Raw genomic sequence first — 17,715 nt, 5'->3', positions numbered from 1 at the left:
GGGTTCGGGCGTGCGTACGGGCCGGTGGCCGCGTGGCCACCGGCCCGTACACCTGCGCTCGGTGCACCGTGATCAGCGCTGCGTGATCAGTGCGGCGCGATCGGTCGGCGTGATCAGCACACCGTGATCAGTTGGCGTGCTCGGTCGGCGTGATCAGTCGGCGTGATCAGTGCGCCATGACCGGAATCGGTACGTCCGCCTCCGCGTCGGCGTCTGCCGCCGCGTCCGCGCCGTCGCCGGAGCGGGCGACCGGTCCGCCGCCCTGGCTGCCGGTGGTGACCATGGTGAACGCGATGGCCGCGGCCACGGCCAGGATGCCGACCGCCCACCAGATCGCGGAGGTGTAGCCGTGCACCATCGACTCCAGCTTCAGCAGGTCCACCGAGGGCGCGCTCTTCGCGTGCGAGGTGGCGTACGCGGTGGTGGCGCTGGCCGCGATGGTGTTCAGCAGGGCCGTACCGATCGCGCCGCCCACCTGCTGCGAGGTGTTGACCATCGCCGAGGCGACACCCGCGTCCCGCGGCTGGACGCCGTGCGTGGCCAGCGACATCGCGGGCATGAACGCCGTACCCATACCGAGCCCGAGCAGCAGGAACGCGGGCAGGATCTGCGTCGCGTAGGACGTGTCCAGGTCGATCTGGGTCAGGATCAGCATGCCGACGGCGGCGAGCAGGAAGCCCGGGGCCATCAGCAGCCGCGGCCGGACGCGGGTCATCAGCCGGGCGCCGATCTGCGTCGAGCCGGTGATCATGCCGACGATCATCGGCAGGAAGGCCAGGCCGGTCGTGACCGGCGTGTAGCCCTTCACGATCTGCATGTAGTACGTCAGGAACAGGAACAGACCGAACATGCCGATGACGGCCAGGCCCAGCGACGCATAGACACCGGCGCGGTTGCGGTCGGTGAGCACCCGCAGCGGCAGCAGCGGGGACTTGACCTTCGACTCGACCAGCACGAACGTCGCGAGCAGCACGGCGGCCGCCACGAACAGGCCGATGGTCATCCCGGCGCCCCAGCCGTCGGACTCGGCGCGCGTGAAGCCGTAGACCAGGGACACCAGGCCGAGGGTGGCCAGGATGACGCCGGGCACGTCCAGGCGGGACGGGTTGCGGCTGCCCGCGGGCTCGCGGATCACCAGCAGTGCGCCGGCCGCGGCGACCACGGCGAACGGGATGTTGACGAAGAAGGTCCAGCGCCAGTTCATGTACTCGGTCAGGACGCCGCCGAGGATCAGACCGACGGCACCGCCGCCACCGGCGATGGCACCGAAGATGCCGAACGCCTTGGCCCGCTCCCGCGCCTCGGTGAACGTCACCGCGAGCAGCGACAGCGCCGACGGCGCCAGCAGCGCGCCGAAGACGCCCTGGAGGGCGCGGGCGCCGAGCAGGACACCCTCGTTGGACGCGGCGCCACCGAGGGCCGAGGCCAGCGCGAACCCGACCAGGCCGATGATGAAGGTCCGCTTGCGGCCCCACAGGTCGGCGACGCGTCCGCCGAACAGCAGCAGGCCGCCGAAGGCGAGCGCGTACGCCGTGATGACCCACTGCCGGTTGGCGTCGGAGATGCCGAGGTCGGCCTGGGCGGAGGGCAGCGCGATGTTCACGATCGTCGCGTCGAGCACGACCATGAGCTGCGCCAGGGCGATGAATATGAGCGCTTTCCAGCGCCGGGGATCGACGTGCGTGGCCGATTCAGACATGGGTGGGTCCACCTAGTGGTGCGTGAGCGAGAAGCGGGCTGTGGGCGTGAGCCGTTGCGGTGTGCGTAAGTGAGGAGGTCGGTGCTGTTGTGGTGTTGAACGTGTGTTGATCAGGCGTTGATCGGCTTGCGGTATGGCCGGGCGGGGGCGGTTGCGCCGCCGCCGGGGCGGCCGGGGCCGTCTTGTGCCGGGTGTGGTGGCGGGTGTCGTGGCGGGTGCCATGACGGGTGTCGTGGCGGGCGCCGTGACGGACGTGGTGGCGGGTGTTGTGCAGGCCGGTGGCCGGGTGGCGGCGTCATTCGGCCGGGTTGAAGCCGGACGTCGGCTGCCGCCGGACGGTGGTCGGCGTCAGCTGGTGGTCGGCTTCGGCAGGCGGTCGGCTTCGGTCGGTGGTCGGCGTCAGCCGGTCATCGGCTTCGGCAGGCGGTCAGCTTCGGCCGGCAATCGGATTCGGCTGATGGTCGGCGTCTGCCGGTGGTCAGCTTCGGCCGGCGGTCAGCTTCGGCCGGTGTTCGGATTCGGCTGATGGTCGGCGTCTGCCGGTGGTCGGCGTCGGTCGGTGTTCGGCTTCGGCTGATAGTCGGCGTCAGCCAGTCATCAGCTTCGGCAAGCGGTCAGCTTCGGCAGGCGGTCGGCTTCGGCAGGCGGTCGGCTTCGGCAGGCGGTCGGCTTCGGCCGGCAATCGGCGTCGGCTGATGGTCGGCGTCAGCCGGTCATCGGCTTCGGCAGGCGGTCAGCTTCGGCCAGCGGTCGGCCTCGGCGTCGGCGTCGGCGTCAGCTGGTGGTCAGCGTCTGCGTGATCGGCGTCAGCCGATGCTCGGCGTCGGCGGCCCCGACCGGGCCCCGGCCCGCCTGGGTGCCGGCCCGGTCGGACCCGGCCCCAGCCGGGCCCGGGCTCCCCCGTGATCCCCGTTGTTCCCCATGTTTCTTCCTTTCCCCCGTGTTTCTTTCTTCCCCCGTGTGGTCCGCTAGCTGTGCCGGAGGTCCTCCAGCGTGGCCGCGCAACCGGGCAGTTCAGAGCGTGCCGGCGCCCGCAGTCCGTCCAGGAACAGCAGCAGGTGCCGGTACACGAACCGGTCGAAGTCGGTACACCCGCTTCCAGGCAGCGGACGCGTGAGCTGAGTGAGCGCGACCATCAGGTCACCGACGGCGATGTCGGTACGCAGCTGGCCGCTGTCGCGCGCGGCGCCCATCAGGGCCTCGACGGCCCCCTCCAGGCGCCCGCGCGCTGCGAGCAGGTCGGGGTGGTCCTTGTCGACACCGTCCGAGAGCAGCGGGCACAGGGCCCCGATCCGCTCCTCGACCGCCGCGAACACGAAGCGCCGCAACGCCTGGAAGGCATCGGGTTCCTCGGTGAGCGCGGCCTCCGCCTTGTCCGCGGTGCGGTCCATGACGGAGAGCGTGACGTGGTGGATCAAATCCAGGCGATCCGGGAAGTGACGGTAGAGCGTCGCATTGCCGACCCCGGCGCGTCGAGCGATTTCATCGAGCGGGATCTCCGCCCCGAACTCGACCATCGCCTCACGCGCCGCCCCGATGATCCGCTCCCGGTTGCGCAACGCGTCCGCCCGCAGCCGGTGCGGTGGCGTCGCCGCGCATGCGCCGGGGGCGCGGGTGCGGGACCGGGTGGCGGTCATGTCGGCACGTTCCTCTCGTCGTCGTGGCGTCGCCGTCGCGTCTCTGCGTCGCGTCGACGTCGCGTTTCTTCGTAGTCGCGTTTCTTCGTATGCGGGTCGCGCGTCCGGGTTGTGTATCCGGGTCGCGCGTCCGGGGTGTCCGCCCGGGCCGCGTATCCGGGGCGCGCCCGGAAGGCGGTGATCCGGTAAGCGGGGAGTGATCCCCCGCTTCGGTCGGACACCCGATTAAACGGGGAGGGGCTCCCCGGTTATTTCGGCCAACTCTGTGTTCTGCGCCACACGCGCCGTACGGACCTCACGCGCTACGACGGTCCGCGCACGGTGGCGTATACATGCGCCATGAGGGATGCGCTCCGTCCGGCCGCCCCGGCCCGCGCGGTCTGGTCTTACGTACGCAAGGCCCCCGGCACGTTCATCTGGCTCGCGATCCTCTTCGTGACGTCGGTGATCATGCACCACCTGGCGCCCGACACGCTGGACCAGGTCCTGCAACACCGCTCCACCAACATCAACAACCTGTTGCACTCACCCGGCCGGGTCCTCCTCACCAGCGCGCTGTGGCTCGCCGGCGGCAACTGGCTCTACTACTTCGTCCTCTACAACGTCTTCCACGTCCCGGCCGAACGCTGGCTCGGCACCCGCCGCTGGCTCGCGGTCATGGGCGTCACCCACATCGGCGCCACGTACCTGAGCGAAGGCATCCTCGCCCTCGCCATCCATACGGGCGCGGCGCCGCACTCCGCCGTCGACACGCTGGACGTCGGCGTCAGCTACGCGCTCGCCGGCATCATCGCCGTCCTGACCTACCGCCTCCCCTGGCACCCCCTCCGCTACGTCTACGCCGCAGGCGTCCTCGTCTTCTACGCAATCCCCCTCTTCGACAACCTCACCTTCACCGACATCGGCCACCTGTCCGCCGCGCTGCTGGGCCTGGCGTGTTACCCGATCACGCCGGGCGCTCGCGCGCGTATGCGAGGAATGCGGTCCAGGCGCCGACGTCAAAGTCGAGCCGCGGCCCCTGCGGGTTCTTCGAATCCCGGACGTGGATAGCATCCGGGGCGACGGATATCTCTACACATTCGCCGCCGTCAGTACTGCTGTAGCTCGACTTGAGCCACACCAAGCGTCCACTCATAGCTTCTCGACCAACTCCTTGATGAACCGGGCCGTCTCCATTGGGTCAAGCGCAAGCTGGACGAGCTTGGCCCATCGCTGGCTGACGATACTCACGCGCTCCGCATCGTTGCTCAAAGCCGAACCAAGTTGGCCCTCCTGGTAGGCGAGCTGCTCGTGTTCTGCCGTCTCCAGCAAGACGAACGGACCGCCCAGAGCCGGGTTCGCCCGCTTACTGGCCGGCAGGACTTGGATGTCCACGTTGCGCCGCTCCCCGCACTCCAGAATCCGGAGCAACTGCTCCTTGTGCTCCTCCTCGCCCGCGATGGGGTTCTTGAGCACCCCCTCGCTGATCACGAAGTTGAACGCCGTGGTCGTCTTGTCCAGCAACGGCTGACGTTCGATACGTGACTTGATTCGCCGTTCGATCGTGGCGTCATCCAGCGGCGGCCAGTGCCCGACGATGAGGCTTCGCGCGTACGCCTCGGTCTGAAGCAGTCCCGGTACCAGCAGAGCCTGGTAGAACTTCAGGGCAATCGCGTCAACCTCGTACAGCATGTAATCCGCCGAGTACGAGGCGAATTTCTCGGGCTGCAGGTACTCCTCTGCTGCCAGCAGCATCCCGTGCGCCCGGCACACCTGGTCGGCCACCAGGAGGAGCAGGTTGGTTGGCTTCCGCCGACCCTGCTCCATTGACTTCACGTACTCCGCCGAATATCCGACCTCCTTGGCCAGCTCCTCGCGACTTACCTGCGCATGAGTGCGCCACAGCTTGATTTGATTGCCGCAGTACCGCCACGCCATCGGTGGTTGAGCATTCTCGACCGCCATCGTGTTCGCCTCCCGCTACTCGCGTAGTTACGACACGACAAACGCTAGACCCACCCACTGACAATTGAGCCAAATGACTTACTTACGCCGCCAATTGATCATCCCCCGCCATTCGGCGATCAGGAAACGGCATCGTGCCAGTGCTGACGCCCCACGCTGATGAGATGCAGCTGCCTGCGCGCAGTTCGGGCGACCGCCCGCCACCGCTCCGAGTCCACACCCTCGCCCTCCCCATCGCTCACGTCCAGGAACGCCGAGGCCGTCATCACCAGCCGGTCCACGTACAGCTCCGCCAGCATCCGTACGTCCTCGTCACTCCAACCCTGCGACACCGGCTGGGACTTCAGCGCCGCCGCGACCTCCGTCGCGAAGCGGTCCAGTTCGCCCGCTATCGCCTGCCGTACCGCCCGTACACCACCGTGCCGCTCGCGCGCGATGAACCGTACGTGCGCGGGGTGTTCCCGTACGTACCGCTCAACGACCGCGACCGTGTGGTCGATCCGCTCCTCCGCGCCGGCCTGCTCCGCGAGGACCGCCCGTACCGTCGCGTGGAGGCTGGCCAACGACTCCTGGACCAGGGCGACTCCGAGTTCACCGAGATCACGGAAGTGCCGGTAGAAGGCCGTGGGGGCGACGCCGACCGCGCGGGTCACCTCGCGCAACCCCATGCTGCTCAGGCTCTGTTCCTCCAGCAGGCCCAGCGCCGCGTCGAGCAGGGCCTGCCGGGTGCGCTGTTTCTGGGCCTGGCGGACGCCGACGGGCTCGCTGTGACTCATGTCATCCAGTAAACAACCGTTCTCTCAGTTTCTCCACCCCTACACTGGGAACCCAGGTACTGAGTGAACAACTGTCCTCCGAATCGGAAAGGCAGATCATGCTCTTCCTTGTCGCAGCCCTCCTCCTGCTGGGGATTGTGGTGGGTACCGCGGCACATCTCCCGGTCCCCGTCACGATCATCGCGGCAGTGGCCATCGGTTGCTGGCTGCTCGTCTTCACCATCCGCGAGCGCCGCCACCACACCACCCACACCGAGGGAGCGTCCCGATGACCACCCTCATCGACGGCAGCAAGACCGACACCAAGTCCGACACCCGGCCCAACGCCGAGACCGGCACGGCGCCCGGCACCAAGCCGTCCGCCGAACCGAAGCCCGCCGAGCGCCCCGCGCCGTACGGCCAGGCCGACGGCATGGCCGTGGCCTCGTTCGTGCTCGGCCTCGTCGGCACCCTGGTCGCCAACGTCATCCTCGGCCCGTGCGCCCTCGTACTCGGAGCGCTGGCCCTGGCACGCCACACCACCCGGCGCGCCCGCGCCATGCTGGGCATGGTCCTCGGCGCCGCCGACCTGATCATTCTGGCGACGCTGGCCACCGCTGACGGTTCCCTGAGCTGGACGTTCGGCGGCTGACCAGCCCGTACCGGCCGAAGCGGCTGCCCCTCACCCCACGAGAGTGAGGGGCAGTTCGCCTGCGCGCCGACCGCTCCCGTGCGGCGCATACGCGCACGAAGGGGGCGCGGGCACGCAGGAGCGCTGCGCGTCGCGGGCCAACCGTACGGCATCGAGCGTGGTGAGCGTCTGGACGGCGTACGCGACCGAGGCCAGCGTCATGTGGCGGTGCCAGCCGTCGTACGACCGGCCCTCGAAGTCGCGCAGCCCCGTACGGCCGCCGGTGCGGACGCTGTCGCGGGCCACGCGGGCCGCGGCCCTGGTGAGCAGGTGCAGTTCGGCCGGGGTCTTACCGGTGGGCGTCGTCAGCCAGAAGTCCGCGCGGTCACCCGTGCCGCGCCCGCCGTACGCCTCGGCGTCCTCGTACCGCTGGGCGTAGAGCAGCAGCTCACCGCCGCCTCCGCCGTCGCCGGTCCGCGCGGGGGTGACGCGGGCCAGAACCGCCCGTACTCCGGGAGCGACGTTGTGCACCGGCAGGCCGAGGCGTTCGGGAGTGGCGAGGACGCGCTGCGCGGAGAGGGCGCCACGGCGGGAGGGCCGACCGTAACGATCCACCAGGTGGAGCGGCAGGGAGCCGGGCGTACGGGCCATGACGGGCAGGCCGAGCGGCGCCAGCGCGCCCAGCACGTCGGCGGCATGATGCATCTGGCTGTCCCAGATCATCGGGGGCAGCTCCTCGGTGGCCGGGCAGACAGACCGGCGCGCCAGGGAGAGGACCCGCGCAACACCCTCGTCACTGAGGGCGAACGGTCCGGAGTCCGGTGACGGCAGGTGCAGGCGCCAGTCGACGGGGGCGACGAGGGCCCGGCCCGCGTACCAGAGCCCGTACGCCAGCTGCCCGTTGACCAGTTGCCCGGTGGCGGGGACGAAGCGGCGGTGGACCCCGACCGAGTTCGTACCGGACTTGGGGATGAGCATCGGGCGGACCACCCAGGAGTGCGGCCGGTCACGCTGCATCAGGTAGTCCGAGAGGGCCTCGCGGACGGCGCGCCAGTTCCACGGGGCGTTGCAGATGAAGTGGTGCAGGCGCTGGGCCGCGCCGGCGTCCTCCAAGGTGCGGGCGATGTTACGGATGGACTTGCGGCCGGGGGCGGTGAGCAGCCCGCGTACGTACTGCTCGCCCTTGAGGTGGTGGTCCGCCCTGGTGAAGGACGCGAAAAGGTGTCTGCACAGGTCCTCGATCCACGCCTCCTGGGTGCTGGTCGGCCGCCCGGGGAGAGGCGGCGGAACGGCGGTGCGGGCTGCGGGCACGGACAAGGGACTGGCCCCCGGGGAGAAGGTTGGCAGGCGGGCGACAGCCTGACAATAAAGAACGTTCGCTATTTTTCTGGAGCCCGCGAGCGGATCGCGGACTACTTCACAAAGTTCCGGAGCGGCACGAAACCAGGGCTGTGCGGTCTCGGCCAGGACGCGCCCACTGGGTGCGCTCGGGAACGTACAGGCCCTTCCCGCCGGCGCCCGAAGCTCGGCCGTCTGTCGGCCCGTTGTCGGCAGTTGTCGGCAGTCCGTCAGCGCGGCCCGGCACCTTTCCACCATGACCACTCACGTAACGATCATCGGCGCCGGTCTCGGCGGCCTCACACTCGCCCGCGTCCTGCACGTCAACGGCATACCGGCCACCGTCTACGAGGCGGAGCCCTCCCCCACGGCCCGCCATCAGGGCGGGCTGCTCGACATCCACGACTACAACGGGCAGCTCGCCCTCAAGGCAGCCGACCTGATGGACGAGTTCCATGGCCTGATCCTGGAGGGCCGTCAGGCGCTGCGCGTCCTCGACCGGGACGGGACCGTCCTGCTCGACAAGGCGGACGACGGCACGGGCGGGCGCCCCGAGGTGCAGCGCGGCGAGCTGCGGCAGGCCCTGCTCGATTCGCTCCCGGCGGGCACCGTCCGCTGGGGGTACAAGGTCAGCCGTACCCGCACCCTCGGCGAGGGCCGCCACGAGGTGACGTTCGCCGACGGCAGCACCGTCGAAACCACCCTGCTGGTGGGCGCGGACGGCGCCTGGTCGCGGGTCCGACCGCTGCTCTCCACCGCCACCCCCTCGTACACCGGCATGTCGTGCGTCGAGACCTATCTGTTCGACGCCGACACCCGGTATCCGGCCACCGCGAAAGCGGTCGGCGGCGGCATGCTGCTCACGCCCGCGCCGGGCAAGGGCATCCACGCCCACCGGGAAAGGGGCGACACCCTGCACGCGTACGTGATGCTGGCCAGGCCCCAGGAGTGGTTCGCCGCCATCGACTTCACCGATGCGGCAGCGGCCACCGAGCGGATCGCGGGGGAATTCGACGGGTGGGCACCCGAACTGACCGCGCTGATCACCGAAACTGACACCGCGCCCGTCCTGCGCACCATGAACACACTGCCGGTCGAACACCGGTGGGGCCGGGCGCCGGGGGTGACCCTGATCGGTGACGCCGCCCACCTCGTGCCCCCGAACGGCGAAGGCGCCAACCTGGCCATGCTCGACGGCGCCGAACTCGGCCAGGCCCTCGCCGCGCACCCCGATGACATCGAGGCCGCGCTCACCGCGTACGAGCAGGCCATGTTCCCGCGCAGCATCGAGGCCGCCGCCGAGGGCTCCGGACTTTATGAGTTCATGTTCGGCGACGACGCGCCCCACAGCCTGGTCGCCGCGTTCGCCGAACACGATGAGGGGCAGGGCCAGGACCCGGGCCAGAACCGAGGCCGGAGTCAGGACCAGGATCAGTAGGGGCTCAGTCCTCCAGGCCTCCGGCGAACGGCGTCCCCCGCCACTGCTCAACCGCCGGCTTCAGGGCGTCGGCGAGCATGGGCAGTTGCGGTACGAAGGCGAGGCACGCCACCGCCCGCAGCATGCCCACCGCGCTGACGGCGCGCATGACGCGCTCGTCCAGCTCCCGGAGGCCCAGGCGCCGCGCGGCGCTGTTGTACGCGGCCTCGCACTCGGGGCCGAGGGCCGCCATGTCCCACTCGACCGGCCCGAGCGTGGCCAGTTCGAAGTCGGAGTACAGCGCGCCGCCCGTCGTGGTGACGATGTTGACGGCGGGCGCGTCCCCGTGGACCGTCTGGAGGCCGACGCCGGGGAACGCCGCCTCGAACGCGGCGCGCGAGCTGAAGACGGCCTCCAGGACGGCCCACTCGCGCCGTGCGCGGTCGAGATCGGCCGGCTCGATGAGATCGGTGTGCCCTTCGAGGGCGGCGAGCCCATCGGTGACGAAGCGCGGTTCGGCGGCCGCCAGGAACGGCAGCTCGCCCGGGTAGGCGCGCAGCGCGGCGTGCAGGTCGGCGACCAGGCCCGCGTTCCGTACGTAGTCAGGCTCGCTGTTTCCGTCCTGCTCGACGAACTGCCAGAACGTCATGGCGAAACCGTCGCGCAGTACGGGTTCGTGGGGCACGAGCGGGCTCGGCGGCACCACCGGAACCCCCTGTTCCGCGAGCCAGGCCACCACGTCCAGCTCCACCCGCTGCCGTGCCGCCTGGCTGTCGGGGGTGGCGTAGGGCGGCAGGACGGTCGGCACCCGGACCACCACGGGCGAGGGGGCGAGGTGGACGACGACGGAGAACACGTCGTGGAGGATCTTCGCGTCGGTGACCGTGAGCCCCAGGTCGCGGCCCGCGCCGACAGCGGCGGCCAGTGCGCGTGACGTACGGGCGGCAAGCTGGTCAGGCGTCATGTACGCCGGCAGTCCTGGCATGTCGGCGATGGTCCCATGCCGCGGGCGCGGGCGCGATGGGTTTGATCGCTGCGGGGAATGGAGCGGACGGAGCGTCCGTCACCGCGCCCCGGCGCCCACCGGGTTCTCGCCGCTCATCGGGTTCTCGCTACTCAATGAGGCCTCTTCGCCGCCCACCAACAACGGCATCCGCGCCCCCAACAACAGCCCCCACACGCGGTCCACGTGCTCCCACGGCGACAGCCCGGCCGTGGCTCCGCGCGAGACGCCGATACGGGCCGCGAACTCCGCGCCGGTCACCACGGACAGCGCGGTGGCGGTGACCGCTTCCGAGGTCGTCCAGCCGGCGATGTCCGCGCGCGCCCGGTCGACGAGGTCGCCGAGCCACGGCAGCCACATCGCGTACCAGGTGTTGCCGTCGCCCGGGAAATCCCAGGCGAGGCGGGCGGCGGCCCGTACGGTCGGCTCCTTTTCGAGGAGGCGCGCCAGCGTGCGCGTGAAGGTGACGACCCGTCGTAATGCGCCGTGCACGCCCGGCTTGGGGCACGCGCCCGCCGACATCAGGGACGCCAGCGCGCTGCGCGTAAGGGCGCAACCGGAATCCCGTACCGCCTCCGCGAGCGCGGCCTTCGAGGCGAAGTGGAAGGTCAGGGCGCCGATCGTCACCTCGGCCGCGGTACTGATACGGGCCAGCGAGGCGCCCGCGTACCCCTTCTCGGCGATCTCGTCGGCGGCCGCCCGCAGCAGGGCCCGGCGCGTCCGCTCAGCTCGGTCCTGTCGCGCCATTGTCCCGCCTCGGTGATCGCCCTCGGTTGCCAGCGCCGTACCGGTGACACCCAACCGCCCATGCTAGAGGCGGGGTTCGGCCGGCCGCACGGCGACGGGGGCAGTTGGCGGAGACTTGATCAGTATGGGAACCGGGGGCCCTCAAGGGGGCTCTTGAAGAGACTTGAAGCGGTTGCGGGACCGGGCCGGGCCCGACCCGGTGAAGACGGCGAAGCGGAATCCGGGGCGCGGCGCCGGGGAGCTTCCGCGGCGGGTCGCGAGTGGTCCGCGGGCGCGCGTACGGACCGGCCCGGACCCGCCGCCGTACCGCCGCCGCGGCCCGCTCTCCGGACGCTCGCGGACCCCGGTCTCCACAGTCGTCCGAGCGTCGCTCGACAGCCTTCCCAGCCGGTTCCGGGTATGACGGAAACAGCCCCGGACCTCGTGGGCTCGCAAAAAAAACGATCGTTCTTTATTCTTTGCTGGTCGGCGCCCGATCCACGGGATGACCACGGGAGGGAACGAACACATGACGACAGAAACTGCGCAGCCGGCCACCCGCACCCCCGCACGATCCCTGTCCACCCGCCTCCCTTCCGGCCACCCGCTCGCAGCCGTCGGCGCGACCGGCAAATCCGGGGCACGTGATCGCTCCGGAGTTCCGGCCGACGCCTTCACCGGCGGCACCGGCCGTGCCGTACGGACGGGCCGGGCCGCCCGGACCGCCACAACCGGAACCACCGGCCGGACCGCCGGCACGGGCCGAACCGGAAGCGCCCGCCGGAGCACCATGGCCGGCGCCCCCGCCGCGTCCCCGGCCGCCGCCACCGGTACCGACAGCGCCTCCGCCGACGCATCGGGGTCGTTCGACGCCTTCGCGGACGACCTTTTCGGCCATCTTCCGCGCACCGACCAGCGCCGCTGGGCGCACGCGTACCTGCTGGCGCTGCTGACCACCGAGGGCAAGAAGTCCGTACGCCGGCTGGCCGCCGCGGTGTCCGACTCGCCGACCGCCTCGCAGTCGCTGCACCAGTTCCTCAACGCCAGCCCCTGGGACTGGAAGAACCCCGTACGGCGCGAAATCGCGCGCCGGGCGGAGGCATCCGGCCCGGCACGGGCGTGGATCCTCGCCCCGGCGGTGCTGCCCAAGCGCGGCGGCCACTCCGTCGGCGTGCACCGCCGCTTCTGCGCCCGCGCCGGGCGCACCGTCAGCTGCCAGCTCGCGATGGGCATGTTCCTGCCGGTGGGCGACGCGCCCGCGCCTCCCGCCGCCTCGACGGCGAGCGTCGCCGCGGCCGCCGACTGCGGGGACAGCGCAGCCGTCTCCGTCGACTGGCGGCTGTTCCTGCCGCCCCAGTGGGCCGGTGACGAGGAGCTGCTGCGCCGCAACCGCATCCCCGCCGCCGAGGCGAACAACCCGCGCCCGATGTGGGTGCACGCGCTCGACCTGGTGGAGGCGCAGGCCGCCCGTACGTGCTCCGCGCCGGCGCCCGTCGTCGCCGACCTGAGCGAGTACTCCGACTCCGTACGGCTCATCGAGGCGCTGGCCCGACAGGGGCGCGATTTCGTCATCGCCGTACCGTCCGCCACCGCGCTGGCCACCCCGGCCACACCCGGCATGCCCAACGACTCCGGCGCACGCCCCCGGCTCCTGCAGACCGCGCCCACGCCGGTACGCATCCCGGGCTCGCACCACACCTACCGCGCCTTCGCGGAGCCGGGACAGAACTCCGCCCGGCCGAACCGGATCTGGATCACCAACATGGCGCACCGCCGCATGGGGCAGCTCGTCGGCCTGGCCCGGCTGCACCAGCTGCCCGCGGCCACCCTGCGCGCCCTGGAGACGGACTTCGGGCTGCACGACTTCGAGGGCCGCTCGTTTCCGGGCTGGCACCATCACATGACGCTGTCGTCCGCCGCACACGCCTATCGTGCCCTGACGGCGGAGCAGGACGAACAGACGCTGTCCCGAGTGCGGTTCGTTTCCTGACGCCGCTCTCAGGTGGGCCGACGCGCCGGGTCTTCGAGGAGGCTCGGCGCGTCGGCGTGTGCGCCCGGCGCGTTGGCATGTGCGCCCGGAGCGCTCGGGCGTGCGCCCGGTGCGTCTACCGGTGCGTTCACCGGCGCGGGTGGGTCTAGGCACGCGTCTGAAGGCGGGCGCGGAGGTGGGCCCGGTACCAGTCCGCCGAGTCCGCGAGGCGCGCGAGCGGGCCGGGGCCCGGGTCGCAGGCCGCCGCCGTCCACACCTCTTCGCTGCGGTACCAGTGGTCGCGGGCGAGAAGGGCGAACTGCCGCTCGCTCACCCGGCCGGGGGTGGCTTCGAGGCGCTGCAGGCAGTCGGCCCAGGAGAGGTCGGGGAGGGCGGCCGGGGCGTCGGGGAAGACGTCGTGGGCGAGGAGGGTGTCCATGAGGTCGCCGTTGCTCACGGGGGTGGGGTGGCTGGCGTGGTGGATGCCGCGGGGGATGCCGGAGGAGGCGGGAGCGCCCGAGGTTCCGGGAGTGCCGGAGGTGCCGTACGGGCCGAGGGCCAGCCGTACGAAGAGGCGGGCCAAATCCTCGACCGCCACGACCGAGAGCAGTCCGCGACCCCCGTCCCAGCGCGCGGGCACCCGGCCCAGCAGCTCGGCCAGCGCGGGCACCACCCACCGGTCACCGGCGCCGAGCACCAGCCCCGGGCGCAGCACCGTGCCGCCCGCCGCCAGCACCGGCTGCTCGGCGGCGAGCCGGGTGCGGCTGGCGGCGGAGACCGGGGCGGGCGGGATCTCGTCCACGTCCAGGCCGGAGTGCGGTCCCGCCCCGTACACGGCGGCGGTGGAGAGGTGGACGATACGGCCGACACCTGCGCGTACGGCCTCGTCGACCAGGGCGGCGGTGCCGAGCACGTTCACCAGCTCGCAGTGCTCCGCGTCCCGGCCGATGTCGGAGGCCAGGTGGAGCAGTACGTCGGCGCCCTCGCACAGGCCGCGGAGGGAGGCGGGGTCGGCCAGGTCGGCCCGGGCCCAGTCGAGGCGGGGGTCGGTGGTGGGGTCGGAGGCGGCGGCAGGCTTGCGGGATGCGGCGCGGATGTGGAGGGGGCGGGGGGAGGGGGTGGGTGCCGAATCCGGGTGGGTGCTCGGGGAGGAGGCCGGGTCCGTACGCAGGAGCTCCCGCAGGACCGCGGACCCGATGAAGCCGGTCGCTCCGGTGACGACCACGCGCCACGGGCGGGTCGTCCGCCCGCTACCGGCCTCCGTCCGGGCCTCGCTCACCGTCTTCGCCGTCACGCTCGTGCACTCGCTTCCTGGGGTGCTGCTGGAACCGCTCCGTGCCATGGTCTCGTACGCGTCCGCGAAGGCCCGCACCGCCTCCTACGGCAGGCTCTTCGCCGCCGGCTCGCGCGCGCTCACGCCACCGCCCGGCGCCGTCGCGCCGCGAAGGTCAGCAGCGGTCTGAGGGGCGGGGCGGCGACGCCCGGAAGCAGGTAGCGCCAGAGGGAGACCACGCGCTGGTGCAGGTCGGTCCGGCCGGAGGAGATCTGCGAGAAGAGCTGCGTACCGGTGTAGGCGCTGACCAGGACCCAGGCCAGCTCTTCCACGTTCACCTCGGGGAGCAGTTCGCCCTTCTCGCGCGCGGCGCTCAGCTGGCCGCCGAACTCCTCGGCCCAGGCGCGGTACGCGGAATCGTCCTGTACCCCGAACTCCCCTTGTTCCACCGCAAGACGGACGCCCGCCCGCAGTTTGGGATTTGTCTGCAATTCCTCGGCCAAATACAGGGTGATGTCGATCAGGCGCTGCAGTCCGTTCTCCCCGGGCGGCAGTTCAAGGCCGCCGCCCTGCTCGACCATCACGGCCTGGGCCAGTGCCTCTTTTGACGGAAAGTGGAAGTACATCCCACCCTGCGTCACTCCGGCCCGCTTCATGATCTTGCTGATACTGGCGCCGCTGAACCCGAACTCGTCGAACACTTCGGCGGCCGCCCGGAGGATGACCTCACGTGTCCTGACCGCACGCTCCTGCATGGACAGCACCAGCTCCCTCGACAAACAAAACGAATACTATTTATTTTATGAAAGCCGAGGCTCTCACGCCGTGACGGCCGAACCAGCCGCGCAGCGGACCTCGTTGGCCACTGGCGGCCCGTGCAGGAACGTAGCGGACCGGCCTGAGCGCCCCGGCGGACCACAACGGGCCGCAAGGACCGGACCTGCAGACACTCCTCAGGGGGATACCCGCATGAGCACCACCGGCCAGCTTCCGAAGTTTCCCGCACCTGCTGCCGCCGGACCTTCCCCGCGCACGCTGACCACCACCGTGCCCAAGGAGTATGTACACAAGACGGCATTGTCCGAAGTTCTGCTCACCAGTTGGCAGGAGACGGCCCCGGATGTCCACACCGTGACCGCGGAATGGCCGCGGGCCCATACGTTCTACTCCTCCAGAAATCGGCTGCACGACCCGCTTCTGCTCATCGAGACGATCCGGCAGACCATTCCGCTGCTCTCACATCTCGCTTACAACGTGCCGTTCGGACACCAACTCATCTGGGACCACTTCACTTATTCACTGGACCCTGACGTACTGCGTACCGAGACTGCCCCCACCGAGATCGAACTACGCATCGCCTGCTCCGACATCAAACGCCGTAAGGACACACTGAGTGCATTGACCATGGATGTCGAGGCCACCCGGAACGGTGTCCGCCTCGGTACCGCGGTCGCACGTTTCACCAGCCACGCACCGGCCGTCTACCGCCGGCTGCGCGGTGAATACGGCGATGCCCGGGAAGCGATGGCCCGCGCGGTACCGCTGCCGCCGCCGGTCGCGCCGCACAGGGTGGCCCGCGCGCAGTTCGAGAGCGTCATGCTCTCGCCCACGGACACCCGCAACCGCTGGCAGCTCCGTACGGACACCACCCACCCGGTCATCTTCGACCACCCCGTCGACCACGCCCCCGGCATGCTGCTGCTGGAGGCCGCCCACCAGGCGGTCCACGCGGCACTCCACCCGATGGAGGTCATACCCGTCGGACTGAGCACCGTCTTCACACGGTACGCGGAATTGGACGCACCGTGCTGGATAGAGGCGACGGTACTCGGCCGCCCGGAAGCGGGGGCCAGAAAGATGACGAAGTCGGGATCGGAAGCAGGGGCGGAGGCAGTGGCGGAGGCCGCGGTGGAAGCGGCAACGGGATCAGTGATCGGCGCCGCGGATTCGGGGGTTGAAGTTCCGGCCGGGGATACGCCGCAGACCGATGGCTCCGGCCTCATCGCTACGCGCGTCACCGCGTATCAGAACGGGGAGGAGCTGTTCTCCGCGAGGGTTACCGCGCGGTCGTTGGCGAGTGTTTCGGGTGGGGATTCGTAAGGGGATCGCCGGAGGATCGACGGGGCATCGCTTGGGGTTCACCGGAGGCTCGGCGGGGAATTCCGGTGGCGGTTCGGGGGTGGAGCCGTGCCGGGGTTGCCCGGAGCCGCCGGGGTGAATGGGCGGAGATTGACCGGCGGCTGATTGACGGTTGACCGATGACTGATCGGTCATCGCTCGTCGTATGGCCGGTGATTGCGCAGGGATTCGCGGGGGATTCACGTACGGGCCGAGGAGGCGGCAAGGCCCGTGCCGATGGCCCCTCCGGCGGGAGTCCCGGCGGGCCTTCCTGCGCCATCGACAAGGCATGAGGCGTTGTTCGCGGGCAGGGCCGACACGGCCCTGCCCGCTGCGTACGGGACGGGTCCGGGGCGCTCCCCGGCAGGCCCACATTGACCGTCATCCCGACGCGACTTCGGGAAATCCACCGTGCGTTCACCGCGCGGCCACATGGTCGCAAACCGGCCATCCGACCGCGTTCCGGCCAGTGACCGGATTGACATGCCCATGCTGTACCAATCGACCGCCCCACCCCCGCTCCCAGTACCCGCTTCCGGCCAATAACGGTCACTACCAGCCACAAACCCCCGCCAAAGCACGGTCACAAACGGAAGGATCAAGCCAAAGCATCCCTTCATGCCCGCGTTTGAGCCAACACGGCATGGCAAGCCTTTGACGATCACTTGGTCTGTCTTTTACGTTCTAGAGAGCGGCACCCGCGCGGCTCGCGTGGCTGATCATCGCCGTTTTCCACCATCCCCTGCCTGCGGAGGCTCGACGGACATGGAACAGCTGATCAAGAAGATGGCCCAGGACGGCGTCTGGCGTGAGTGGGTCGCCTTGAACTCGCCGCGCGGAGCCGGGAAGGACGGCTGCATCAGCGCCACGAAGTCCGGCTGCATCAGCGCGGCCACGGCCGCGCCCAAGACGGGATGTATTTCCTGACCGGGCGCTGAGCCCTCCCGGCGGGGACCCGGCCGTCGGCCGCACACCACGGCCGGCTCCCCGCCACTTCACGTCCGCACAACGGCCGTACAACGGTCGTGGACGCAAAGACTTTCGCCACAACGGCTTTCGGTACGAAGGCCGCCCGAAGCACAGGCGCCCGAACAACAGACGCCCGTTTCAACAAACGTTCCCGGCACGACGCAGGTCCCGCACCCCGCTTCCCGTACGCCGCGACACCGATCACTCCCCGTCCGCCATACAAGACAGACCTGAGG

At 70.4% G+C, this 17,715-nt stretch carries 17 protein-coding genes and 1 pseudogene; 8 read left to right on the top strand and 10 right to left on the bottom strand.

Going from position 1 to position 17,715, the window contains the following annotated elements; translation table 11 throughout:
- Nucleotides 1-166 precede the first annotated feature (166 nt).
- Nucleotides 167-1,699, bottom strand: a complete 1,533-nt coding sequence (locus CP984_RS23710; RefSeq protein ID WP_003979560.1) for an MFS transporter — start codon at nt 1,697-1,699, stop codon at nt 167-169.
- A gap of 220 nt (nt 1,700-1,919) precedes the next feature.
- On the opposite strand from CP984_RS23710, the gene CP984_RS23705 reads away from it, so the two are divergent.
- Nucleotides 1,920-2,225, top strand: a complete 306-nt coding sequence (locus CP984_RS23705) for a hypothetical protein (protein ID WP_129821002.1) — start codon at nt 1,920-1,922, stop codon at nt 2,223-2,225.
- Between the two features lie 442 nt (nt 2,226-2,667).
- On the opposite strand, the gene CP984_RS23700 is transcribed toward CP984_RS23705, so the two are convergent.
- Nucleotides 2,668-3,336, bottom strand: a complete 669-nt coding sequence (locus CP984_RS23700) for a TetR/AcrR family transcriptional regulator (RefSeq protein WP_003979765.1) — start codon at nt 3,334-3,336, stop codon at nt 2,668-2,670.
- A gap of 339 nt (nt 3,337-3,675) precedes the next feature.
- Between CP984_RS23700 and CP984_RS42165 the strand changes: the two genes are divergently transcribed.
- Nucleotides 3,676-4,386 carry a rhomboid-like protein gene (locus CP984_RS42165; RefSeq protein WP_003979766.1) on the top strand — a complete coding sequence of 237 codons (711 nt, stop codon included), beginning with the start codon at nt 3,676-3,678 and terminating at the stop codon, nt 4,384-4,386.
- Here the strand turns inward: CP984_RS42165 and CP984_RS42160 are convergent.
- The 3 genes and pseudogenes from CP984_RS42160 to CP984_RS23680 all read right to left on the bottom strand — a co-directional run.
- A pseudogene (locus tag CP984_RS42160) lies at nt 4,358-4,471 on the bottom strand (DUF397 domain-containing protein); the annotation flags it as partial. The gene CP984_RS42165 and the pseudogene CP984_RS42160 overlap by 29 nt on opposite strands.
- Nucleotides 4,468-5,280, bottom strand: coding sequence for a helix-turn-helix domain-containing protein (locus CP984_RS23685; RefSeq protein WP_043980138.1), 813 nt, complete (start codon nt 5,278-5,280; stop codon nt 4,468-4,470). The pseudogene CP984_RS42160 and the gene CP984_RS23685, both read right to left, overlap by 4 nt.
- 119 nt (nt 5,281-5,399) lie before the next feature.
- The gene (locus CP984_RS23680) at nt 5,400-6,056 is read right to left on the bottom strand and encodes a TetR family transcriptional regulator (protein ID WP_003979769.1); all 657 of its coding nucleotides are present in this window, start codon (nt 6,054-6,056) and stop codon (nt 5,400-5,402) included.
- Nucleotides 6,057-6,154: 98 nt separating this feature from the next.
- Here CP984_RS23680 and CP984_RS41415 point away from each other — a divergent pair, with 98 nt between their 5' ends.
- On the top strand, nt 6,155-6,328 hold the full coding sequence (locus tag CP984_RS41415) for a hypothetical protein (protein ID WP_003979770.1): 174 nt from the start codon (nt 6,155-6,157) through the stop codon (nt 6,326-6,328).
- Nucleotides 6,325-6,687 carry a hypothetical protein gene (locus CP984_RS23675; RefSeq protein WP_003979771.1) on the top strand — a complete coding sequence of 121 codons (363 nt, stop codon included), beginning with the start codon at nt 6,325-6,327 and terminating at the stop codon, nt 6,685-6,687. The genes CP984_RS41415 and CP984_RS23675 overlap by 4 nt, the downstream gene beginning before the upstream one ends.
- Before the next feature lie 30 nt (nt 6,688-6,717).
- Here the strand turns inward: CP984_RS23675 and CP984_RS23670 are convergent, their stop codons facing one another.
- A complete protein-coding gene (locus tag CP984_RS23670; RefSeq protein WP_050504657.1) occupies nt 6,718-7,977 on the bottom strand; it encodes an IS701 family transposase in 1,260 nt (419 codons plus the stop codon).
- Between the two features lie 283 nt (nt 7,978-8,260).
- On the opposite strand from CP984_RS23670, the gene CP984_RS23665 reads away from it, so the two are divergent.
- Entirely contained in the window at nt 8,261-9,442 is a 1,182-nt protein-coding gene (locus tag CP984_RS23665; protein WP_003979773.1) for an FAD-dependent oxidoreductase, read from the top strand.
- 4 nt (nt 9,443-9,446) lie between these two features.
- Here the strand turns inward: CP984_RS23665 and CP984_RS23660 are convergent, their stop codons facing one another.
- Both CP984_RS23660 and CP984_RS23655 read right to left on the bottom strand, forming a co-directional pair.
- The gene (locus CP984_RS23660) at nt 9,447-10,406 is read right to left on the bottom strand and encodes a phosphotransferase (RefSeq protein ID WP_226048693.1); all 960 of its coding nucleotides are present in this window, start codon (nt 10,404-10,406) and stop codon (nt 9,447-9,449) included.
- 78 nt (nt 10,407-10,484) lie between these two features.
- The gene (locus CP984_RS23655) at nt 10,485-11,171 is read right to left on the bottom strand and encodes a TetR/AcrR family transcriptional regulator (RefSeq protein WP_003979775.1); all 687 of its coding nucleotides are present in this window, start codon (nt 11,169-11,171) and stop codon (nt 10,485-10,487) included.
- Nucleotides 11,172-11,940: 769 nt separating this feature from the next.
- On the opposite strand from CP984_RS23655, the gene CP984_RS23650 reads away from it, so the two are divergent.
- Entirely contained in the window at nt 11,941-13,140 is a 1,200-nt protein-coding gene (locus CP984_RS23650; RefSeq protein WP_043980148.1) for a transposase, read from the top strand.
- Nucleotides 13,141-13,285: 145 nt separating this feature from the next.
- Here CP984_RS23650 and CP984_RS23645 read toward each other — a convergent pair whose 3' ends face one another.
- Both CP984_RS23645 and CP984_RS23640 read right to left on the bottom strand, forming a co-directional pair.
- Nucleotides 13,286-14,413: an NAD-dependent epimerase/dehydratase family protein gene (locus tag CP984_RS23645; RefSeq protein ID WP_226048692.1), complete on the bottom strand. Its 1,128-nt coding sequence runs from the start codon at nt 14,411-14,413 to the stop codon at nt 13,286-13,288.
- 119 nt (nt 14,414-14,532) lie between these two features.
- Nucleotides 14,533-15,147: a ScbR family autoregulator-binding transcription factor gene (locus CP984_RS23640; RefSeq protein ID WP_030184180.1), complete on the bottom strand. Its 615-nt coding sequence runs from the start codon at nt 15,145-15,147 to the stop codon at nt 14,533-14,535.
- Between the two features lie 214 nt (nt 15,148-15,361).
- Here CP984_RS23640 and CP984_RS23635 point away from each other — a divergent pair, with 214 nt between their 5' ends.
- Nucleotides 15,362-16,492, top strand: a complete 1,131-nt coding sequence (locus tag CP984_RS23635; RefSeq protein ID WP_003979781.1) for a ScbA/BarX family gamma-butyrolactone biosynthesis protein — start codon at nt 15,362-15,364, stop codon at nt 16,490-16,492.
- Nucleotides 16,493-17,275: 783 nt separating this feature from the next.
- Nucleotides 17,276-17,437 (top strand): hypothetical protein, encoded by a 162-nt coding sequence (locus CP984_RS41410; protein WP_003979782.1) that lies wholly within the window; start codon nt 17,276-17,278, stop codon nt 17,435-17,437.
- The last annotated feature ends 278 nt before the right edge of the window (nt 17,438-17,715 follow it).

Origin of the sequence: Streptomyces rimosus (assembly GCF_008704655.1) — a bacterium.
GTDB classification, from domain to species: domain Bacteria; phylum Actinomycetota; class Actinomycetes; order Streptomycetales; family Streptomycetaceae; genus Streptomyces; species Streptomyces rimosus.
The sequence above is the reverse complement of the archived record's forward strand: the minus strand, read 5'-3'. Positions and strand labels throughout refer to the sequence as shown.